Genomic DNA, 16060 nt, shown 5'->3' with positions numbered 1-16060 from the left:
GAGCTCTCCGGCGGCGGCCGTGCGGAGCAGGTCAGCCCGGGAAGCGCGACCGGGCGGAACAGGTCAGCACAGGAGATATGCAGCGTTTGCAATTAATCGGCGTACGCAAGTATTGTCTGTGCATGTAAGACGCTCACGCAAGCAAATCTGCTCCGCTCCGGAAGGTGAAATCCCTATGCCACTCGCGCTCCTCGCCCTGGCCATCGGGGCGTTCGGCATCGGAACCACCGAGTTCGTGATCATGGGGTTGCTGCCGCAGGTCGCGGATACCTTTCAGGTCTCGATCCCCACGGCCGGATTCCTGGTCACCGGGTACGCGCTGGGGGTGGTCGCGGGAGCTCCGCTGATGACCGTCCTCGGGACCCGTATCCCGCGTAAGAAGATGCTGATGCTGCTGATGGGGCTGTTCATCATCGGCAACGTGATCTCCGCGACCGCGCCGGTGTTCGGGGTGATGCTCGCCGGGCGGATCGTGGCCTCGTTCGCGCACGGCGCGTTCTTCGGTATCGGCTCGGTCGTGGCCGCGGGGCTGGTCGCGCCGCAGAAGAAGGCGGGGGCCATCGCGATGATGTTCACCGGCCTGACCCTGGCCAACGTCATCGGTGTCCCGCTGGGCACCCTCATCGGCCAGGACATCGGCTGGCGGCTGACCTTCCTGCTCGTCGCCGGGCTCGGCGTCGTCGGGCTGCTGGGCGTCGCCCGGCTCGTACCGGAGCAGCCCAGGCCGGAGGGGGTTCGGCTGCGGCACGAGATCGCCGCCTTCCGCAATGTGCAGGTGCTGCTGGCGATGGCGATGACGGTTCTCGGTTTCGGCGGAGTGTTCGCCGCTATCACCTACATCTCACCGATGATGACCTCCGTCGCCGGATTCTCCGAGGGCGGTGTCACCTGGCTGCTGGTGCTCTTCGGGCTCGGCATGGTCAGCGGCAACCTGATCGGCGGCCGCTTCGCGGACCGGGCGCTCATGCCGATGCTGTACGTGTCACTGGGCGGCCTCGCTCTCGTCCTGGCGCTGTTCACACTCACCGCCCACGACCGTTTCGCATCGGCCGTCACGATCTTCCTGATCGGTGGGCTCGGCTTCGCGACCGTCCCGCCCCTGCAGAAGCGGGTACTCGACCATGCGGCGGGAGCCCCGACGCTCGCTTCGGCCGTCAATATCGGGGCCTTCAACCTCGGTAACGCGCTGTCCGCGTGGCTCGGTGGGATCGTCATCGCGGCAGGGCTCGGCTACACCGCCCCGAACTGGGTCGGCGCCGTGCTCGCTGGGTCCGCGCTGGTCCTCGCGCTCGTCTCCAGCACGCTGGAGCGGCGCAACGGCCGGGCGGGTGTGGCGGGCCGGGTCGTGACGGGAGCGGCCCCGGCCGAACCGACGGCACCGGCCACATCATCCGGGTGGGACACCCGGGCCGAGCAGGTTGAGGACGCTCCCGCGAACCGCTGAACGCCGCCCCGCGGGGGGCGCAGGGTGGCGCGGGACGTCAGCCCGCCGCGACCGTCAGGGGGGCGAAACGGCGGGTCCAGTCCCCCGGCAGGTCCGGGATCCCCCGCACCATCACGGTATTGAAGGCCACCGGCTCCAGCCCTCTGTCCTTGACCCAGTCGAGGAGCCCGGCATGGCGTACGTCGATGTCGGTGCGGAGGGGGCGGTCGGTGCCCGTTGCGAGCGAGGCGATCAGGGCTTGGGCGCCTGCGGTGTCGCGGGCGATCAGCGGTCCGACCACCTGGTGGTTCGTAGTGGGCCAGGCTGCCGCGTAACCGGTGATGCCATCGGATTCCTCCACGACGCGCAGCTGATCGGCGAAGGCCGGCAACCGCGTGATCATGTGAGTGCGGTCCCCGCCGAAGACCACGTGGTCCAGGCGCAGGATCCCCGGCAGATCACGGGCCTTCGCCGGGCGGGTGGCGACAGCGGCAGCCGATTCCTGGTCCAGGGGGCGGAAGACACCGCTGACCATCTCGGCCTGGCCCACGACCTGAAAACCGAGCTTCTCGTAGAGAGGCCGACCGGATGCGGTGGCGTGCAGAGTGAGCGGAACGCCCTCGAACTCGGCGATCACATGACGCATCATCCGCAGCCCGGCACCCTGTCGCGCGTAGGCATCGGCAACGAGGAGCATGCCGATGGCGGCCGGCCCTGAGCCGTACGCGGTGACGACACACGCGGCCGCCAGACCCTTGCCCCCGGGGTCGTCGATTCCGTATCCCGTCCCGGCTGCGAGCAGCAGCCCCCACTTGTGTTCCTCACGCGGCCAGCCGCGGTCCTGCGAGAGGTCGCTGCAGGAGGTGAGGTCGCCGATGGTCAGGCGGCGGACGGGCAGCTCGTCGAGGGGGAAGGGCATGGTGGTCAGGCTCGCTGATGGGGGCGTGCTCCGTCCACCGCTTTCCGGGAAGTTCGCCGCTTGTTCCGGTGCTCCCGGCCACATGCGGTCAGGCCGCACGGCTTGAGTACCGCGATGGCTGTCATGAAGAAGCACGCGGTGGAGGCCGCGGTGAGAGCGGCGACCAGGCTCGGATCAGGATGCCCGGATGAGGCAGCCCCAGTGATCTGCGGGCGGAGCGCAAAGGCAGAGGCGGTGAGGGTGACGAGGGCCGGCCAGACTTGATCCACACCCAGTGGTGCCATACCCAGTGGTGGCGGGCCGGGCCTCAGTGTGTCCAGCCAGCCCACCGAAACGAGGACATGGACCACGAGGACACCGCGGAGTCACGAGGACACCGCGGAGTCACGAGGACACCGCGGAGTCACGAGGACACCGCGGAGCACGGAGCGACTCAGAGGTTTCACGTGAAACACAGCACCGCGCCTCCGGGTCCGGGGCGTCCGGCAGGAGGAGTAAGCGGCTGTACTAGCCTCGGCGTACATGGCGCGCCTTCACCTCTTCGACCTCGACGGCACTCTCATACGTGGCTCGGCCGCACCGGTGGAGATATCCCGCCAGTTGGGGCTGCTGGACGAGATCGGTGAGCTGGAGCGCGATCTGGTCGCGGGACGCATCGGCTCTCCGGAGTACGCGGTCGCGGTGCATGCGCTCTGGTCCGGACTCACCACGGACCATGTGGCGGCTGCCTTCGACGCCGCACCGTGGCTGGGCGGGATCCAGGAAGTCTGGCGGGACATCCGGGAGCGTGGTGATTACTGCGCCGTCATCTCGCTCTCACCATCGTTCTTCGTGGAGAGGCTGCTCGGCTGGGGCGCGCATGCCGCGTACGGCTCGCGCTTCCCCGAGGTCCCGTTCAACCGGCCGGTGGACCCATCGGGCCTTCTCAACGCGGCCGCCAAGGTCAGGATCGCTGACCTGCTCTGTACGGAGTTCGCCGTCGGACGGGCGGACTGTGTCGCCTACGGGGACTCGATGTCGGACGTGGATCTCTTCGGAGCGGTGTCCCGGTCGGTCGCGGTGAACGCGGACGGCCATCTGGCGGGGCTGGCCACACACAGCTATGCGGGCGGAGACCTGCGCGAGGCCTATGGGCTTGTCGTCGCGGACGACGGAATCTGACGGGGCGCCGGCCGGCCGGGAGAGCCGGGAGAGCCGGGAGAACGGCCGGACGTTCCCAGCCCCGGCCCCCGGCCCCCAGCGCAGCCGGCACTCAGCCCAGGTCTGCGGCCTGGAGCGCCAGAACCCCTTCGATGTTCCCGTCGAGATAGTGCCGCAGTGAGAGCGGCACCAGATGGACGGCCGCGATCCCGACCCGGCTGAAGGGCACCCGGACGATCTCGTATTCGCCGCAGGGCTCCTCGATCTCGGGTCCGTGCCGCAGCGCGGGGTCCATCGACGCCAGGCGACAGACGAAGAAGTGCTGCACCTTCACGCCCGCTGCCCCGCCGCCTTCGGGGATGTGCTCGATGGTGTCGACGAAGCAGGGCACCACATCGGTGATCTTGGCGCCGAGTTCCTCGTCGACCTCGCGGTGCAGGGCTTCGACCACGGAGGAGTCCTCGGCCTCCACCCCGCCGCCGGGGGTGACCCAGTACGGCTCCACGCCGGGTTTGGTCCGCTTGATGAGGATCAGGTGGTCGCCGTCGAGGAGCACGGCGCGTGCGGTGCGCTTGACCACTGGACGTTCGGTCATGGAAGGAGATTGGCCCGTGAGACCGCTTCCGAAACGCATCACCTGCCCCGGAAACCTCCCTCAGGACCAGTCGGAGGCTGCCCGCAGCAGCCACTCCTGGGCCCGCGCGATGTGCGGGAGCGCCAGCGTGCCGGTGCGTACAGCGAGGAAATAGGTGCGCAGCGGGGGCACCGGCGGATCCAGCAGAGCCACCATCTCGCCCCGTTCCAACACGTCCTCACACAGGTAGCGGGGCAGCACCGCGAGGCCCGCTCCCGCCACCACTGCCTGCTGGACGGCGCGCAGATCGGGTGCGACGAGAGCGCCGGTGACGGCGGGACGTGTGTCGAAGACGGCGCTCCAGTAACGGGTGATGAAAGGCAGCGACTCATGGACCTCCACCACGGGCAGTTCTCTGAGGGCAGTGGGGCCTTGCCGCCGCAGGGTGCCGGGGCCGATACGGGCAGCCCAGCGGGGAGAGGCGACCAGGACGTGTTCCTCGTCGCACAGTGCGGTCGCGGTCAGGAGCCCACCGCGCGGCCTCGCCGTGGTGATCGCGAGGTCATGGTGGCCGGCGCCGAGGCCGTCCAGGGCTTCCTCGGTGTTGCCGAAGGAGGCGCGCAGTGCGACTCCCTGCGAGATCAGCGAGGTGAGCGCCGGGAGGGCGCGTACCGCGATGAACTCAGGTGGCCCGGCCAGGTGCAGGGTACGGGCGCCCGCCTCCTCGTCGATGCCCGTCTCGGCGATCTCGACGAGCGCGTCCAGATGCGGTGCGGCACGGTGGGCGAGTTCGTCGCCGATCGTGGTCGGGGTGACGCCACGGGCCCGGCGCAGGAACAGCGGCCGTCCGAGCTGCCGCTCCAAGGTGCGTATCTGGCTGGTCACCGCAGGCTGGGAGAGCCCGAGGAGCGCGGCGGCGCGGGTGAAGGACCCGGCCCGGTGCACGGTGACGAAGGTGCGGAGCAAGGCTATGTCCATGTCCGTCCCGTCCCGTTCTGACGGTGGCGACGGGATCCCGGCCCCGGGCAGAACTATAAATATGTCGATAGGTCTCTGCTGCTACTGTGATTGGACACTGACGCAGAGTCAACTAGCCTTGTGCAGGCGGTTCTTCGCGCGTCGATCCGGAGAACCGGGACGGTCCGAACCATGAGGGGGGAGGCTCGGACCGTCCGCAGCGCCATTCACAGCACGGGGGCCGGTCGCAGCACAGCACCGTGAGCGCACAGCACCGTGAGCGCACAGCACCCGTTCGCAGCGCAGTGCCGCCGGCAAGGCCGTGCCGTTCGCCGCGCGGGGCGGCCCGCAGCCCCGGCGCCGTTGGTGCGGCGCGGGCTCCTGGCGCGACCGAGCCGTCCGGCCGGCCTACGGCAGCCGCGCCGCCTCGTCCAGTGCTCTCAGGACGTCAGCCACCAGGTCCCGGGTGTCCTCGACGCCCGCGGAGAAGCGGATGAACCCTTCGGGTACGGCGTCACCGCCCCAGCGCCCTCGCCGCTCGGCGGTGGAGCGGACACTGCCGAAGCTGGTCGCGTCGTCGACCAGCTCCAGTGCGTCCAGGAAGCGCTCGGCGTGCTCACGGCCGGGCAGGACGAACGAGACCACGCAGCCGAAGCGGCGCATCTGGCTCGCCGCCGTGGGGTGCGAGGGGTCCGACGGCAGCCCGGGATGGCGCAGGCCCTCGATCTCCGCCCGTCCGGCCAGCGCCTCGGCGAGCGCCAGGGCGTTCGCCGACTGCCGGTCGGCGCGCAGCTGGATCGTGGCGAGCGAACGGTGTGCGAGCCAGGCCTCCATCGGTCCGGGGATCGCTCCGACGACCTTGCGCCATTTCCGTACCCGCGCCGCGAGTTCGGCGTCCCGGCAGGTGACGTAGCCGAGCAGGATGTCGCCGTGCCCCGTCAGCCCCTTGGTTCCGCTCGCCACGGAGAAGTCCGCGCCGAGGTCGAGTGGACGCTGCCCGAGCGGGGTCGCGAGCGTGTTGTCGACCGCGACCAGAGTGGAGCCGGCGTGTGCGGCCGCTGCGAGCCGCCGTACGTCGCAGACGTCCAGGCCCGGGTTGGAGGGGGTCTCGATCCACAGCAGCCGGGCGCCGGTGAGGGCGTCCAGCTGCGCGTCGCCACCGGTCGGCGCGGTCCGCACCTCGATGCCGTACGCCTCAAGTTGCTCCCGTACGAGTGGCAGCGCCTGGTAGCCGTCGTCCGGCAGCACCACCGTGTCGCCCGCGCGGGCCTGGGAGAGCAGGACGGCCGACACGGCTGCCATGCCGGAGGCGAAAGTGACCGTCTCGGCCGACTGGTCCGGTGACTCCAACTGGCTGATGGCCGCTTCGAGATGCGTCCAGGTCGGGTTGGTGTCACGGCCGTAGGTATAGGGCCCGGTGGGTTCGCCCGGCAGGTGGTAGTGCGCGGCGAAGACCGGCCCCGGCAGAGTCGGTTCGTATTTCACCGGTGCGGGCAGCCCGGCCCTTACCGCTCGTGTTCCGTCTCCGGTGCTGTTCATGTTGGGGATGCTCATACCGGCCTCAGTCCTCGTCGGGCATGACGACGTTCAGCGCCCACGAAACGACCGAGATGATCAGGCCGCCGAGCACGGCCGTCCAGAAACCGTGAACATGGAAGGAGAGGTCGAGCTTCCCGGACAGCCAGGACGTCAGCAGCAGCATCAGGGCGTTGATCACCAGCGTGATCAGACCCAGGGTGAGGATGAACAAGGGGAAGGCGATCAGCTTCACGATCGGCTTGACGACAAAGTTCACCAGGCCGAAGACCAACGCGACGATCACCAGGGTGAGCGCCTTGCGGCCGGTGGAGTCGCCGCTGAGCGTGATGTCCTGAAGGAGCCAGATGGCTACGAAGAGTGCTGCCGCGTTGGCAACCGTCTTGACTACAAAATTCTTCATGTGTCTGATCGTGGCAGACACGACAGATACGTATGACGAGTGCAGGGGCTGACGAGCGATGAAGGCATTCCGGCTGGACGAACTGGAGGCGGAACGCGCCGCCAATGACGGTGCGTATCTGCAGTTCCTGCGCGAACGGAACATGTCGGTGGGGCTCTACGCGCTGGATGCGGGCGCGACCGACCGCCAGCAGCCGCATGGGCAGGACGAGGTGTACTTCGTGGTGAGCGGCCGCGCGTCGATCACGGTCGGTACGGAGACGACCGAGGTGGCGCGGGGCGGGGTGGTCTACGTGCCGGCGGGGGTGGCGCACAAGTTCCACCACATCTCCGAGGACCTGCGGGTTCTTGTGGTCTTCTCGCCGCCCGAGGGCTGACCGGGGCGCCGGCCGGGAGGCCCGGGACCTGCCTGGGGGGACCCGGAACCCGGCCGTCCCGTAGGGGGCGGATCAGGGGCGTCCAAGGGGTGCGAGGCCCCCGCCGCGCCCCCCTGCGCCTTTAGCATCGACAGCAGAACACCCGGAGTGGCCGGCGTGGTCCAGGAACATCCAGGAAGAGGTAAGGACGATGGCGGTCCGGGAGATTTTCACGGGAATGCCGTGGTGGGTGAAGTGGGTCGCCGTGCCCGTCCTCGTACTGCTCGTGTTCGGCGGTCTCATCGCGACCGTCATCGGGTTCGTGATCGGGCTGCTTTTCAAGGCCCTGGTCCTTGTGGCGCTCGTCGCCGGACTGATCTACGTCGTACGCAAGTTCACCTCCTCGTCGTCCTCGCGGAACGACTGGTAGGGATCTGCCGTACCGGGGCGGGCAGGAGTACTCGTGGAGGGGCGGAGCCGTGGGCGGGCAGTGAGGTCCGGGCCCGGACGGAGGCCCTGACTACGGAGCGTGGCAGTCGCAGCTCGCGAAAATGGCCTGAAAAGGCGCGAATCGACAGGGTATGTGTGACGAAGTCCCTGAGGGGGCAGATTCACGGCGCGTGATGCGCAGCCCCCGCACCGAGGGCGACCCTTGGCCACAGCACTCCGCAGTGCTGTGTCAGTACTGATGAGCCCGTTGCCGCCCCGGCGGGACGCGCTCGGGCCGCCGATTTTTTTTGAGGACTGCCACGTGGCCGGTATCGGCCTCGCGGCGGCACCTGACGCTCCCGCTGCGCCCGCCGCCGATGGGCGGGGCCGACCGCTGGGAATCCAGTCATGCACACGCCCCCGGCCAGGCTCCGCCGAGCCGGTTCTGCTGAGTCTCCCGCAGGGCCGCGGAGGTCGTCGTCCGGAGTGCCCGTCGGTGCCTCATCGGGCGCGTGACCGGTGCTTCCTGCTGAAACGACCCGGTGGTTCCGGGTCCGGGCGGGTGGCCTTCCGGGCAGGAGTGCCCGCTCGGAACGGCCGGCCGGACCTGCCGATCGCGGCCGGTTTCGAGCGGTCCTGCGAGGGCACTTTCCGGCCTCGCGCACCACCCGAATTGGTCGCTCTCCGTAGTCGGAACACTGTGTCGCGACGTCGAAACTTTGTCTGTCCCACCTGCCATCCCGGACCGTATCCGAAACATCACTCCTTGTGATCTGTTTGCGCTTACAGCACGATTACGTCATGAGGGCCCGGAGGCGCTTTCCCGGCCGTCTTGTGATCCGACACGGCGTCTACTGCGGGGTAGGGACATGCGCGAATCCGTCCAGGCAGAGGTCATGATGAGCTTCCTCGTCTCCGAGGAGCTCTCCTTCCGTATCCCGGTCGAACTCTGCTACGAGGTAAGTGATCCGTACGCGGTCCGGATGACCTTCCATCTTCCTGGAGACGCCCCGGTGACCTGGACATTCGGCCGTGAGCTCCTGCTCGACGGGATCAACGCCCCGACCGGGGACGGCGATGTGCACATCTCGCCCAGCGATCCTTCGGGTCTCGCCGATGTGCATCTGCGCCTCCAGGTCGGGGCGGACCGTGCGCTGTTCCGGGCGGGCAGCGCCCCGCTGATCGCGTTCCTGGACCGCACCGACAAACTCGTCCCGCTCGGCGAGGAGCGCAGCCTGGGCGATTTCGACGGCCATCTGGAGGCGGCTCTCGGCCGGATCCTCGCGGAGGAGAACGCGGGTTGAGGGCATGCGGCCCGCGAGGCCGCGGGTGCGGGAACGCTGCCCCGGCCCGCCTCGGCCGCCCCGCCCCCGGCGCGGCCCGCGTAAACCGGTCCCGTCGGCGCCCGGGCAGCGTCCAGCGACCGGCTCAGTGCTTGCGGCGGCGGCCCCCGCCGCCCCGTGCCGTGCCGCGTCCGGGAAGCGCCCTGCCAGCTCCGCGGTCCGTACGTCCTGTTCCGGGGGCCGGACGGTCGGCAGAGACCACGAGTGCGGCGAGCGCAGTGGTCACCGGCACCGAGGCGACCAGGCCGATCGATCCCACCAGGGTCCGTACGATCTCCTCCGCCACCAGCTCGGAGTTGGCCACCGTTCCCACGCTGCTCTGCGCGATGGAGAAGAGCAGCAGCAGGGGCAGTGCCGCACCCGCGTAGGCCAGGACGAGGGTGTTCACGACGGACGCGATGTGGTCGCGGCCGATCCGGATGCCCGCTCGGTAGAGCCCGCGGGCTCCCAGTGTGGGATCGGCCTGATGCAGCTCCCAGACGGCCGATGTCTGCGTGACCGTCACGTCGTCCAGCACCCCGAGGGAACCGATGATGACGCTCGCCAGCAGGAGCCCGCTCATGTCGAGGTGCGGGTAGAGGCCGTGGATCAGCCCGGTGCTGTCGTCGGTGTTGCCCGTCAGGCTCGCCCAGCCGATGAAGAGCGAACCGAGCAGCCCGATCAGCATCAGTGAGATCAGCGTACCGATGACGGCAACCGAGGTCCGTGCCGTCAGGCCGTGGCAGGTGTAGAGGGCGATCAGCATGATGGCGCTCGCCCCGATCACTGCCACGACCAGCGGATTCGACCCGTGCAGGATGGCCGGCAGGATGAACAGCGTCAGTACGGCGAAGCTGACGGCGAGCGCCACCAGGGCCATGAGCCCGCGCAGCCGGCCCACGGCGACCACCACCAGTGCGAAGATCCCGGCGAGCAGCGCCATCGGGAACTTCCGGTCCACGTCGGACACCGAGTACTGCAGGTCACGCGGGGCGTCGGGCGCGTACGCCACCACTACGCCCTGGCCGTCGCGCAGTTGCCGGGGGGAGTCAGGCTGGACGATCTCGGTGAAGGTGCGGCCCTTGTCCTTGCCGCTCTCCACCTCGATCTTCGCCCTCTTGCACGGGGCGCTCTGCGCGGAGGCACCCGGGCCGGCCGGCTGTTCCGGACCGCTACCGCCCGCGCTGCCCCCGTCGGATGCCGGCGACTGACTGGCGTGCACGTCCTTGCAGTTGACCTCGGTGAGCCCTGTCACCCTGCCCTGCTGGGTCTGCCGGTCGAACCCGACACCGCTGCGGTCGTGGTGCGGGGCGCCACCCGGCCAGAAGACCGCGAGACCGACAACGACCGCCGCCGCGAAGGGAATCAGCACCGCGGCGATGACCTTGCGCAGCTGCGTGGACACCGGCGCGGCGGGTCCGTGGCTGTGCGTGTGGCCGTGTCCTGGGGGCGGTTCGGGGTGCGGGGTCACCGCCAGATCATCGCAAGAACGGTGAGGCCCCCTGTTCAGTGTGCGGCGGATGGCGTTAGCGTGGGGGCACCTTTGCACACGCGGGAGCTCGGAGCACCGGGCTGAGAGGGCGCTGACCAGCAATCTGCTGAGAGCTGCGCCGACCGCCGAACCTGTTACCGGGTAATGCCGGCGTAGGGAGTAGGTCTCATGACCACAGTGGATGCACGCACGCCTGCCACCGACCAGGACGAGCGCAAGCCGGGCTGGCACAAGGGATATGTCGCGGGCCCCGAGGGCGCGCGGGCGGACCTCCGGGTGCCTGTCAGGCAGGTGCACCTCACCAATGGGCAGGACGTGACGCTGTACGACACGTCAGGCCCGTACACCGATCCCACCGTCGATACCGACGTACGGCGCGGGCTCGCCCCGCTCCGGGAGAACTGGATCATCAGCCGCGGTGACACCGAGGAGTACGCGGGCCGCCCGGCCCGCCCCGAGGACGACGGGATCAAGCACACGTCACCGCGCGGAGGACTCCGTAATCTCGACGCGGTCTTCCCCGGCCGCCCCCGCCAGCCCAGGAGGGGGCGTGAGGGGCGCGCGGTGAGCCAGCTCGCGTACGCCGTGCGCGGGGAGATCACCCCCGAGATGGAGTACGTCGCGATCCGGGAGAACGTCGCCGCCGAGGTCGTCCGCGAGGAGATCGCGGCAGGGCGGGCCGTGCTCCCCGCCAACGTCAACCACCCGGAGATCGAGCCGATGATCATCGGGAAGCGGTTCCTGGTGAAGGTCAACGCCAACATCGGCAACTCCGCGGTCACTTCCTCGATCGAGGAGGAGGTGGACAAGATGACCTGGGCCACCAAGTGGGGCGCGGACACGGTCATGGACCTGTCCACCGGGCGCAATATCCACACCACCCGCGAGTGGGTGCTGCGGAACTCCCCCGTCCCCATCGGGACCGTGCCGCTCTACCAGGCCCTGGAGAAGGTCGACGGCCAGGCCGAGGAGCTGACCTGGGACATCTACCGGGACACCGTCATCGAACAGGCCGAGCAGGGCGTCGACTACATGACGGTGCACGCGGGCGTACTGCTGCGGTACGTGCCGCTCACCGCGCGCCGCAAGACCGGGATCGTCTCGCGCGGTGGATCGATCATGGCCGCCTGGTGCCTGGCGCACCACAAGGAGTCGTTCCTGTACGAGAACTTCGAGGAGCTCTCCGACATCCTTGCCTCGTACGACGTCACCTACTCGCTGGGTGACGGGCTGCGGCCGGGGTCGATCGCGGACGCCAACGACGAGGCGCAGTTCGCGGAGTTGCGCACTCTCGGAGAGCTCAACACGATCGCCAAACGCCACGGCGTGCAGACGATGATCGAGGGCCCCGGTCACGTCCCGATGCACAAGATCAAGGAGAACGTCGAACTCCAGCAGGAGATCTGCGACGAGGCCCCCTTCTACACGCTCGGCCCGCTCACCACGGACGTGGCCCCGGCGTACGACCACATCACCTCCGGCATCGGGGCGGCGATGATCGCCTGGTGGGGCACGGCGATGCTCTGCTACGTCACGCCCAAAGAGCACCTGGGGCTGCCCAACCGGGACGACGTGAAGACCGGCGTGATCACCTACAAGATCGCAGCTCATGCGGCGGATCTCGCCAAGGGGCATCCGGACGCGCAGATGTGGGACGACGCTCTCTCCGACGCGCGCTTCGAGTTCCGCTGGGAGGACCAGTTCAATCTCGCCCTCGACCCGGACACGGCGCGGGAGTTCCATGACGAGACGCTGCCGGCCGAGCCCGCCAAGACGGCGCACTTCTGTTCCATGTGCGGCCCGAAGTTCTGCTCGATGAAGATCTCTCAGGACATCCGCCGCGAACACGGCGGCAGCCAGGAGGAGATCGAGTCCGGGATGGCCGCGAAGTCGGAGGAGTTCGCGGCGCGCGGGAACCGCGTGTACCTGCCGATCGCCGACTGACGACGTCCGCCCCCAGGGGCCGGGCCCGCACCTCGCGGGACCGGCCCTGTCTCACTCCGGTTGGTGGTCGGGGCCGCCGAAGTCCGGGCTTGTGAAGTCCGGGCTGGTGAAGCTGGGGCGGTCGTGGGCCGTCACGCCCTCGTCGGGGCTGGCGAAGTCGGGGCGGCTGTAGCCGAGGCGGGGGATGCGGCCCTGTGCCCGGTAGGGCGCGGGCGCCGCCGGATCCACACTCGGATCGGTCAGCGCTGCTCTCAGGAACGGGACGATGCCCCGTTCCAGCAGGGCGTGGCGCCAGGCGTCCCGGGCACGGGCGACCTCTTCGGAGAGCTCGCCGTCCCCCTCCCCGGTCTCGGCGTGCACCTCGGTCGAGCCGTTGCGCAGGGCTGTCAGGAGGAGGCCGATCGCGGCGGCCAGGATCGCCGCCGCCGTGAGCGCGGCGAAGAACCAGCCCGCGGTGACCATGGTGTTGCCGAAGGCGGGCGCCGGGTCGAGTGCCTTGAGCAGGTAGCCCACGATCAGGAAGATGACGGCCGCGGTGCCCGCGAGTACCGGGGCCAGGACGGCGAGTACCGCGGCCAGCCCCGCACCCGCGCCGGGGCCGCCTCTGACGGGTGCGAGGACAGCGGCGCTCACCGAGTCCGGAGCGGGCGCGCGCAGTTCGGCTCTCATCTTGACGAAGTGGTCGTACTCGGCTGCCGCGGCAGCCGTGACGAGACTGTCGGCGTCGAGCACCATGGTGCGCAGCTGCTCGCTGTTGAGCCGCTGCCCGAGGTCGGCCAGATCCGGGCGGTCGGGCGCGGTGCGCAGTGCGTCGTCGAGAAGCCGCTCGAAGTCCGGGCGGTCCTCTGTCAGCAGGTGCGAAGCGCTGTTCATGTGCATCCCCCGATGCTCCGTCGGGGCCGTACCGCCTGCCGATGACGGGCAGTTGGGCGAAAACGGAGGAGAGCCTGCTACGGATAACCCGATGGTAGAGCTGTTATGGCACGGGGTAACAGAGGGTTTCCGGAAATCGCCTCCGTGTGCGGTGAATCAGTTCGGCAGCGGCAGCTGCACCACGAGCAGCTTTCCGGCCATGGTCACTCCGCCGTCCATGGCGACGGCGAGCCCGTCCGCGTACACGTGCGGGCCTTCGATGACCGTGCGCGGGCCGTCCTCGCCGTCCTCGGCCCCGACCTCGCCCAGCAGGTACGGGATGGGGCTGTGACCGTGCACGATGCGGTGGCCGCCGAAGACCCCGAGGAGCTCCTCCACGGCCTGGGGTCCCGACTCGTCCCGGAACGCGAAGCGCTTGGTGAACTTGCGGAACAGGTCCCAGCACTCGTCTGCGTCGTTGCGCGTCAGCGTCTCGCGGACGGTGTCGTTGACCGCTTCGAGCGAATCGCCGTAGTCGAGATAGGCAGTGGTGTCGGAGTGCACCAGGAGGTGGTCGTCCTCCAGCTCCATGGCGTCGAGCCGCGACATCCACTGGAGGTGGACATCCTGGAGCCGGTCCATGTCGGCCTTCTGGCCGCCGTTGAGCAGCCAGGCGGCCTGGAAGGTCGCGGTGCCCGCCCCGGAGTTGACCGGGGTGTCGCCGAAGCGCTTGGCGCCGATGAGCAGCAGCTCGTGGTTGCCCATGAGCGCCTTGCAGTACCCTCCCGCCGCCGCGGCCTCGGCGGACAGCCGCATCACGAGATCGATGACGCCGATGCCGTCGGGTCCGCGGTCGGTGAAGTCGCCGAGGAACCAGAGACGGGCGTTGCCGGCCGCCCAGCTGCCCTCGGTGTCGACGAGCCCTTGGGCGCACAGGGCGGCCAGGAGTTCGTCGAGGTAGCCGTGGACGTCGCCGACGACGTACAGCGGGCCGAGGCCCCCTTCGCCGTCCGCGGGAAGGGGCTCGGGCGCGGTCCGTACGACGACCGTGTCACCGGGGCCACCGCGCCGGATGACGGGCAGGTCCCGCTGGGTCGGCGTATAGCCGTCCGGCTCCTCGCCCGTGGTGTACGGGGGCGCCTCCCCGGGATTGTGGACGTGCTCGGACGCGGGCAGGGGCGGTACGCGGAAGTCCCGCACTGTCGCCGTCCGCATCGCGGGTTCCAGACCGGCCCCCTGAGTCATCGACCCCTCCACCACCGTCGCGCGCCGTGCACCTGTCGGACCTGCCTGGTCGGGGGGCCCGCGGTGTCGTGCGCCCATCATAGGAATGCGACTCGCACTCTGTGACGCACCAGGGGTGCTGAATCCGTATGGTCTGCCGACGAGCCGCCCTTTTCGTACCTATTGAGGTGGTCAGTCCGGTGAAGGGGAGCGGGGCGGGCTGACCGTGGTGCGCGGCGGACGCCGCTGGGAGGAGGTACGGACGATGAGTTCGGTCGGTATCACCTGCTCGACCGGCTGGTCCTCATTGATGCCTTCGATGGCATCAATGAGTAACTGGATGACGGCCGTGCCGATCCGGCGGGGCTTGAGGGAGAGGGTCGTGATCGGCGGTTCGGTGCTCGCGTACACGGTGGACTCGCTGCAGCAGACGAGCAGCAGATCCTCCGGTACGCGCAGTCCGTACCGCCGTGCCGCCGCCAGCAGGTCGGTGCCGTTGGGGTCGAAGAGCCCGTAGACGGCGTCCGGGCGGTCGGGACGGGCGAGCAGGCGGTCCGCCGCCACGGCTCCCGCGCACGGGTCGTGGGCGGGGTAGGACTCGTACACCGGGCTCTGTCCGACCCGCTCGCACCAGCGCAGGTACGCGGTGGTCGAGAGCCGGGTGTAGGTGTCCGTCGTGGTGCCGGTGAGCAGCCCGATGCGGCGGGCCCCGGCGGCGGCGAGATGGTCGAGCAGATCGAGGACGGCGGCCTCGTGGTCGTTGTCGACCCAGGCCGTGACGGGCAGCGTGCTGGCGGGGCGCCCGTCGGAGACGACCGGGAGCCCCTGGCGTACGAGTTCGGTGACGACCGGATCATGGTCGGACGGGTCGATGACGACGGTTCCGTCGAGGGCGACGTTCGACCAGACGTCGACCGCGCTGTGGCGCGAGGTGGCGGGAAGGATGACGAGGGCATAGCCGCGTGCGAGCGCGGCGGAGGTGGCTGCTCTGGCCATCTCGGCGAAGTACGCGAATTCGGTGAAAGTGAATGGTTCATCCCCGTACGTGGTGACGGTCAGGCCGATCAGGCCGGATTTTCCGGTACGGAGGGTTCGGGCCGCGGCGGAAGGGCGGTAGCCCAGCCGGTCGGCGACCTCGCGGACATGGCGGCGGGTGGCGTCCGGGAGCCTGCCCTTGCCGTTGAGCGCGTCGGAGACGGTCGTGATGGACACACCGGCTGCGGCGGCCACGTCCCGGATGCCCGCTCGTCCTTGCCGATTGGCCCTGCGGGGAGTCTCCGCCCGGCTCACCTGGTGCTTCCCTGCTGCTGTCATGGCGAGCCGATAGTAGGGCGATGGAGGGTGGTTGAGCTGGGCGCATATGCATGCGTTGACAGGCACGTTTCTGCATGATCATTTAACATCAATCACCTTGGAATACAGGGGATTTGGGTGCCATGTCAAAAGAGTCTCGGGTGTCGATGGGGATGCGCCTGGGCCATGGCTGATGT

At 69.3% G+C, this 16060-nt stretch carries 15 protein-coding genes; 6 read left to right on the top strand and 9 right to left on the bottom strand.

The features are described 5' to 3' along the window. Positions 1-175: 175 nt before the first annotated feature. The gene (locus OG917_RS17170) at positions 176-1444 is read left to right on the top strand and encodes an MFS transporter (protein ID WP_328318472.1); all 1269 of its coding nucleotides are present in this window, start codon (positions 176-178) and stop codon (positions 1442-1444) included. Positions 1445-1481: 37 nt separating this feature from the next. On the opposite strand, the gene OG917_RS17165 is transcribed toward OG917_RS17170, so the two are convergent. Further along, on the bottom strand, positions 1482-2342 hold the full coding sequence (locus tag OG917_RS17165; protein ID WP_328318471.1) for a GNAT family N-acetyltransferase: 861 nt from the start codon (positions 2340-2342) through the stop codon (positions 1482-1484). 522 nt (positions 2343-2864) lie between these two features. On the opposite strand from OG917_RS17165, the gene OG917_RS17160 reads away from it, so the two are divergent. Continuing rightward, a complete protein-coding gene (locus OG917_RS17160; RefSeq protein ID WP_328318469.1) occupies positions 2865-3503 on the top strand; it encodes an HAD family hydrolase in 639 nt (212 codons plus the stop codon). A 91-nt stretch (positions 3504-3594) separates the two neighbouring features. Here OG917_RS17160 and OG917_RS17155 read toward each other — a convergent pair whose 3' ends face one another. The 4 genes from OG917_RS17155 to OG917_RS17140 form a co-directional block, all read right to left on the bottom strand. Next, positions 3595-4077: an NUDIX hydrolase gene (locus OG917_RS17155; RefSeq protein WP_328318468.1), complete on the bottom strand. Its 483-nt coding sequence runs from the start codon at positions 4075-4077 to the stop codon at positions 3595-3597. A gap of 60 nt (positions 4078-4137) precedes the next feature. Next, positions 4138-5034 (bottom strand): LysR family transcriptional regulator, encoded by an 897-nt coding sequence (locus tag OG917_RS17150; protein WP_328318467.1) that lies wholly within the window; start codon positions 5032-5034, stop codon positions 4138-4140. A 387-nt stretch (positions 5035-5421) separates the two neighbouring features. Further along, the gene (locus OG917_RS17145) at positions 5422-6552 is read right to left on the bottom strand and encodes a cystathionine gamma-lyase (protein WP_328318466.1); all 1131 of its coding nucleotides are present in this window, start codon (positions 6550-6552) and stop codon (positions 5422-5424) included. Between the two features lie 22 nt (positions 6553-6574). After that, entirely contained in the window at positions 6575-6952 is a 378-nt protein-coding gene (locus OG917_RS17140) for a phage holin family protein (protein ID WP_328318465.1), read from the bottom strand. Between the two features lie 58 nt (positions 6953-7010). Here OG917_RS17140 and OG917_RS17135 point away from each other — a divergent pair, with 58 nt between their 5' ends. The 3 genes from OG917_RS17135 (at position 7011) to OG917_RS17125 (ending at position 9040) form a co-directional block, all read left to right on the top strand. After that, positions 7011-7328 (top strand): cupin domain-containing protein, encoded by a 318-nt coding sequence (locus OG917_RS17135; protein WP_328318464.1) that lies wholly within the window; start codon positions 7011-7013, stop codon positions 7326-7328. 190 nt (positions 7329-7518) lie between these two features. Further along, on the top strand, positions 7519-7737 hold the full coding sequence (locus tag OG917_RS17130; protein ID WP_328318463.1) for a DUF5326 family protein: 219 nt from the start codon (positions 7519-7521) through the stop codon (positions 7735-7737). An 868-nt stretch (positions 7738-8605) separates the two neighbouring features. Continuing rightward, the gene (locus tag OG917_RS17125) at positions 8606-9040 is read left to right on the top strand and encodes an SsgA family sporulation/cell division regulator (RefSeq protein ID WP_328318462.1); all 435 of its coding nucleotides are present in this window, start codon (positions 8606-8608) and stop codon (positions 9038-9040) included. A 124-nt stretch (positions 9041-9164) separates the two neighbouring features. Here OG917_RS17125 and OG917_RS17120 read toward each other — a convergent pair whose 3' ends face one another. Next, positions 9165-10529, bottom strand: coding sequence for a YibE/F family protein (locus tag OG917_RS17120; protein WP_328318461.1), 1365 nt, complete (start codon positions 10527-10529; stop codon positions 9165-9167). A gap of 189 nt (positions 10530-10718) precedes the next feature. Here OG917_RS17120 and thiC point away from each other — a divergent pair, with 189 nt between their 5' ends. Further along, positions 10719-12494, top strand: coding sequence for a phosphomethylpyrimidine synthase ThiC (gene thiC, locus OG917_RS17115; protein ID WP_328318460.1), 1776 nt, complete (start codon positions 10719-10721; stop codon positions 12492-12494). Positions 12495-12545: 51 nt separating this feature from the next. On the opposite strand, the gene OG917_RS17110 is transcribed toward thiC, so the two are convergent. From OG917_RS17110 to OG917_RS17100, 3 genes are all read right to left on the bottom strand, one after another. Next, complete coding sequence (locus OG917_RS17110; RefSeq protein WP_328318459.1) at positions 12546-13373, bottom strand: hypothetical protein; 828 nt, start codon at positions 13371-13373, stop codon at positions 12546-12548. Positions 13374-13523: 150 nt separating this feature from the next. After that, on the bottom strand, positions 13524-14591 hold the full coding sequence (locus tag OG917_RS17105) for a metallophosphoesterase (protein WP_328318458.1): 1068 nt from the start codon (positions 14589-14591) through the stop codon (positions 13524-13526). A 171-nt stretch (positions 14592-14762) separates the two neighbouring features. Further along, positions 14763-15884 (bottom strand): LacI family DNA-binding transcriptional regulator, encoded by a 1122-nt coding sequence (locus tag OG917_RS17100; RefSeq protein ID WP_328318457.1) that lies wholly within the window; start codon positions 15882-15884, stop codon positions 14763-14765. Positions 15885-16060: the final 176 nt, after the last annotated feature.

The organism is Streptomyces sp. NBC_00388 (assembly GCF_036061255.1).
Taxonomy (GTDB): domain Bacteria; phylum Actinomycetota; class Actinomycetes; order Streptomycetales; family Streptomycetaceae; genus Streptomyces.
Note: the sequence above shows the minus strand (reverse complement) of the source record. Positions and strands in the feature narration are given on the sequence as shown.

Coding starts and splice junctions, on each gene's coding strand:
- OG917_RS17170 (WP_328318472.1), top strand. CDS start 176: ATGCCACTCGCGCTCCTCGCCCTGGCCATCGGGGCGTTCGGCATCGGA.
- OG917_RS17165 (WP_328318471.1), bottom strand. CDS start 2,342: ATGCCCTTCCCCCTCGACGAGCTGCCCGTCCGCCGCCTGACCATCGGC.
- OG917_RS17160 (WP_328318469.1), top strand. CDS start 2,865: ATGGCGCGCCTTCACCTCTTCGACCTCGACGGCACTCTCATACGTGGC.
- OG917_RS17155 (WP_328318468.1), bottom strand. CDS start 4,077: ATGACCGAACGTCCAGTGGTCAAGCGCACCGCACGCGCCGTGCTCCTC.
- OG917_RS17150 (WP_328318467.1), bottom strand. CDS start 5,034: ATGGACATAGCCTTGCTCCGCACCTTCGTCACCGTGCACCGGGCCGGG.
- OG917_RS17145 (WP_328318466.1), bottom strand. CDS start 6,552: ATGAACAGCACCGGAGACGGAACACGAGCGGTAAGGGCCGGGCTGCCC.
- OG917_RS17140 (WP_328318465.1), bottom strand. CDS start 6,952: ATGAAGAATTTTGTAGTCAAGACGGTTGCCAACGCGGCAGCACTCTTC.
- OG917_RS17135 (WP_328318464.1), top strand. CDS start 7,011: ATGAAGGCATTCCGGCTGGACGAACTGGAGGCGGAACGCGCCGCCAAT.
- OG917_RS17130 (WP_328318463.1), top strand. CDS start 7,519: ATGGCGGTCCGGGAGATTTTCACGGGAATGCCGTGGTGGGTGAAGTGG.
- OG917_RS17125 (WP_328318462.1), top strand. CDS start 8,606: ATGCGCGAATCCGTCCAGGCAGAGGTCATGATGAGCTTCCTCGTCTCC.
- thiC (WP_328318460.1), top strand. CDS start 10,719: ATGACCACAGTGGATGCACGCACGCCTGCCACCGACCAGGACGAGCGC.
- OG917_RS17110 (WP_328318459.1), bottom strand. CDS start 13,373: ATGCACATGAACAGCGCTTCGCACCTGCTGACAGAGGACCGCCCGGAC.
- OG917_RS17105 (WP_328318458.1), bottom strand. CDS start 14,591: ATGACTCAGGGGGCCGGTCTGGAACCCGCGATGCGGACGGCGACAGTG.
- OG917_RS17100 (WP_328318457.1), bottom strand. CDS start 15,884: ATGACAGCAGCAGGGAAGCACCAGGTGAGCCGGGCGGAGACTCCCCGC.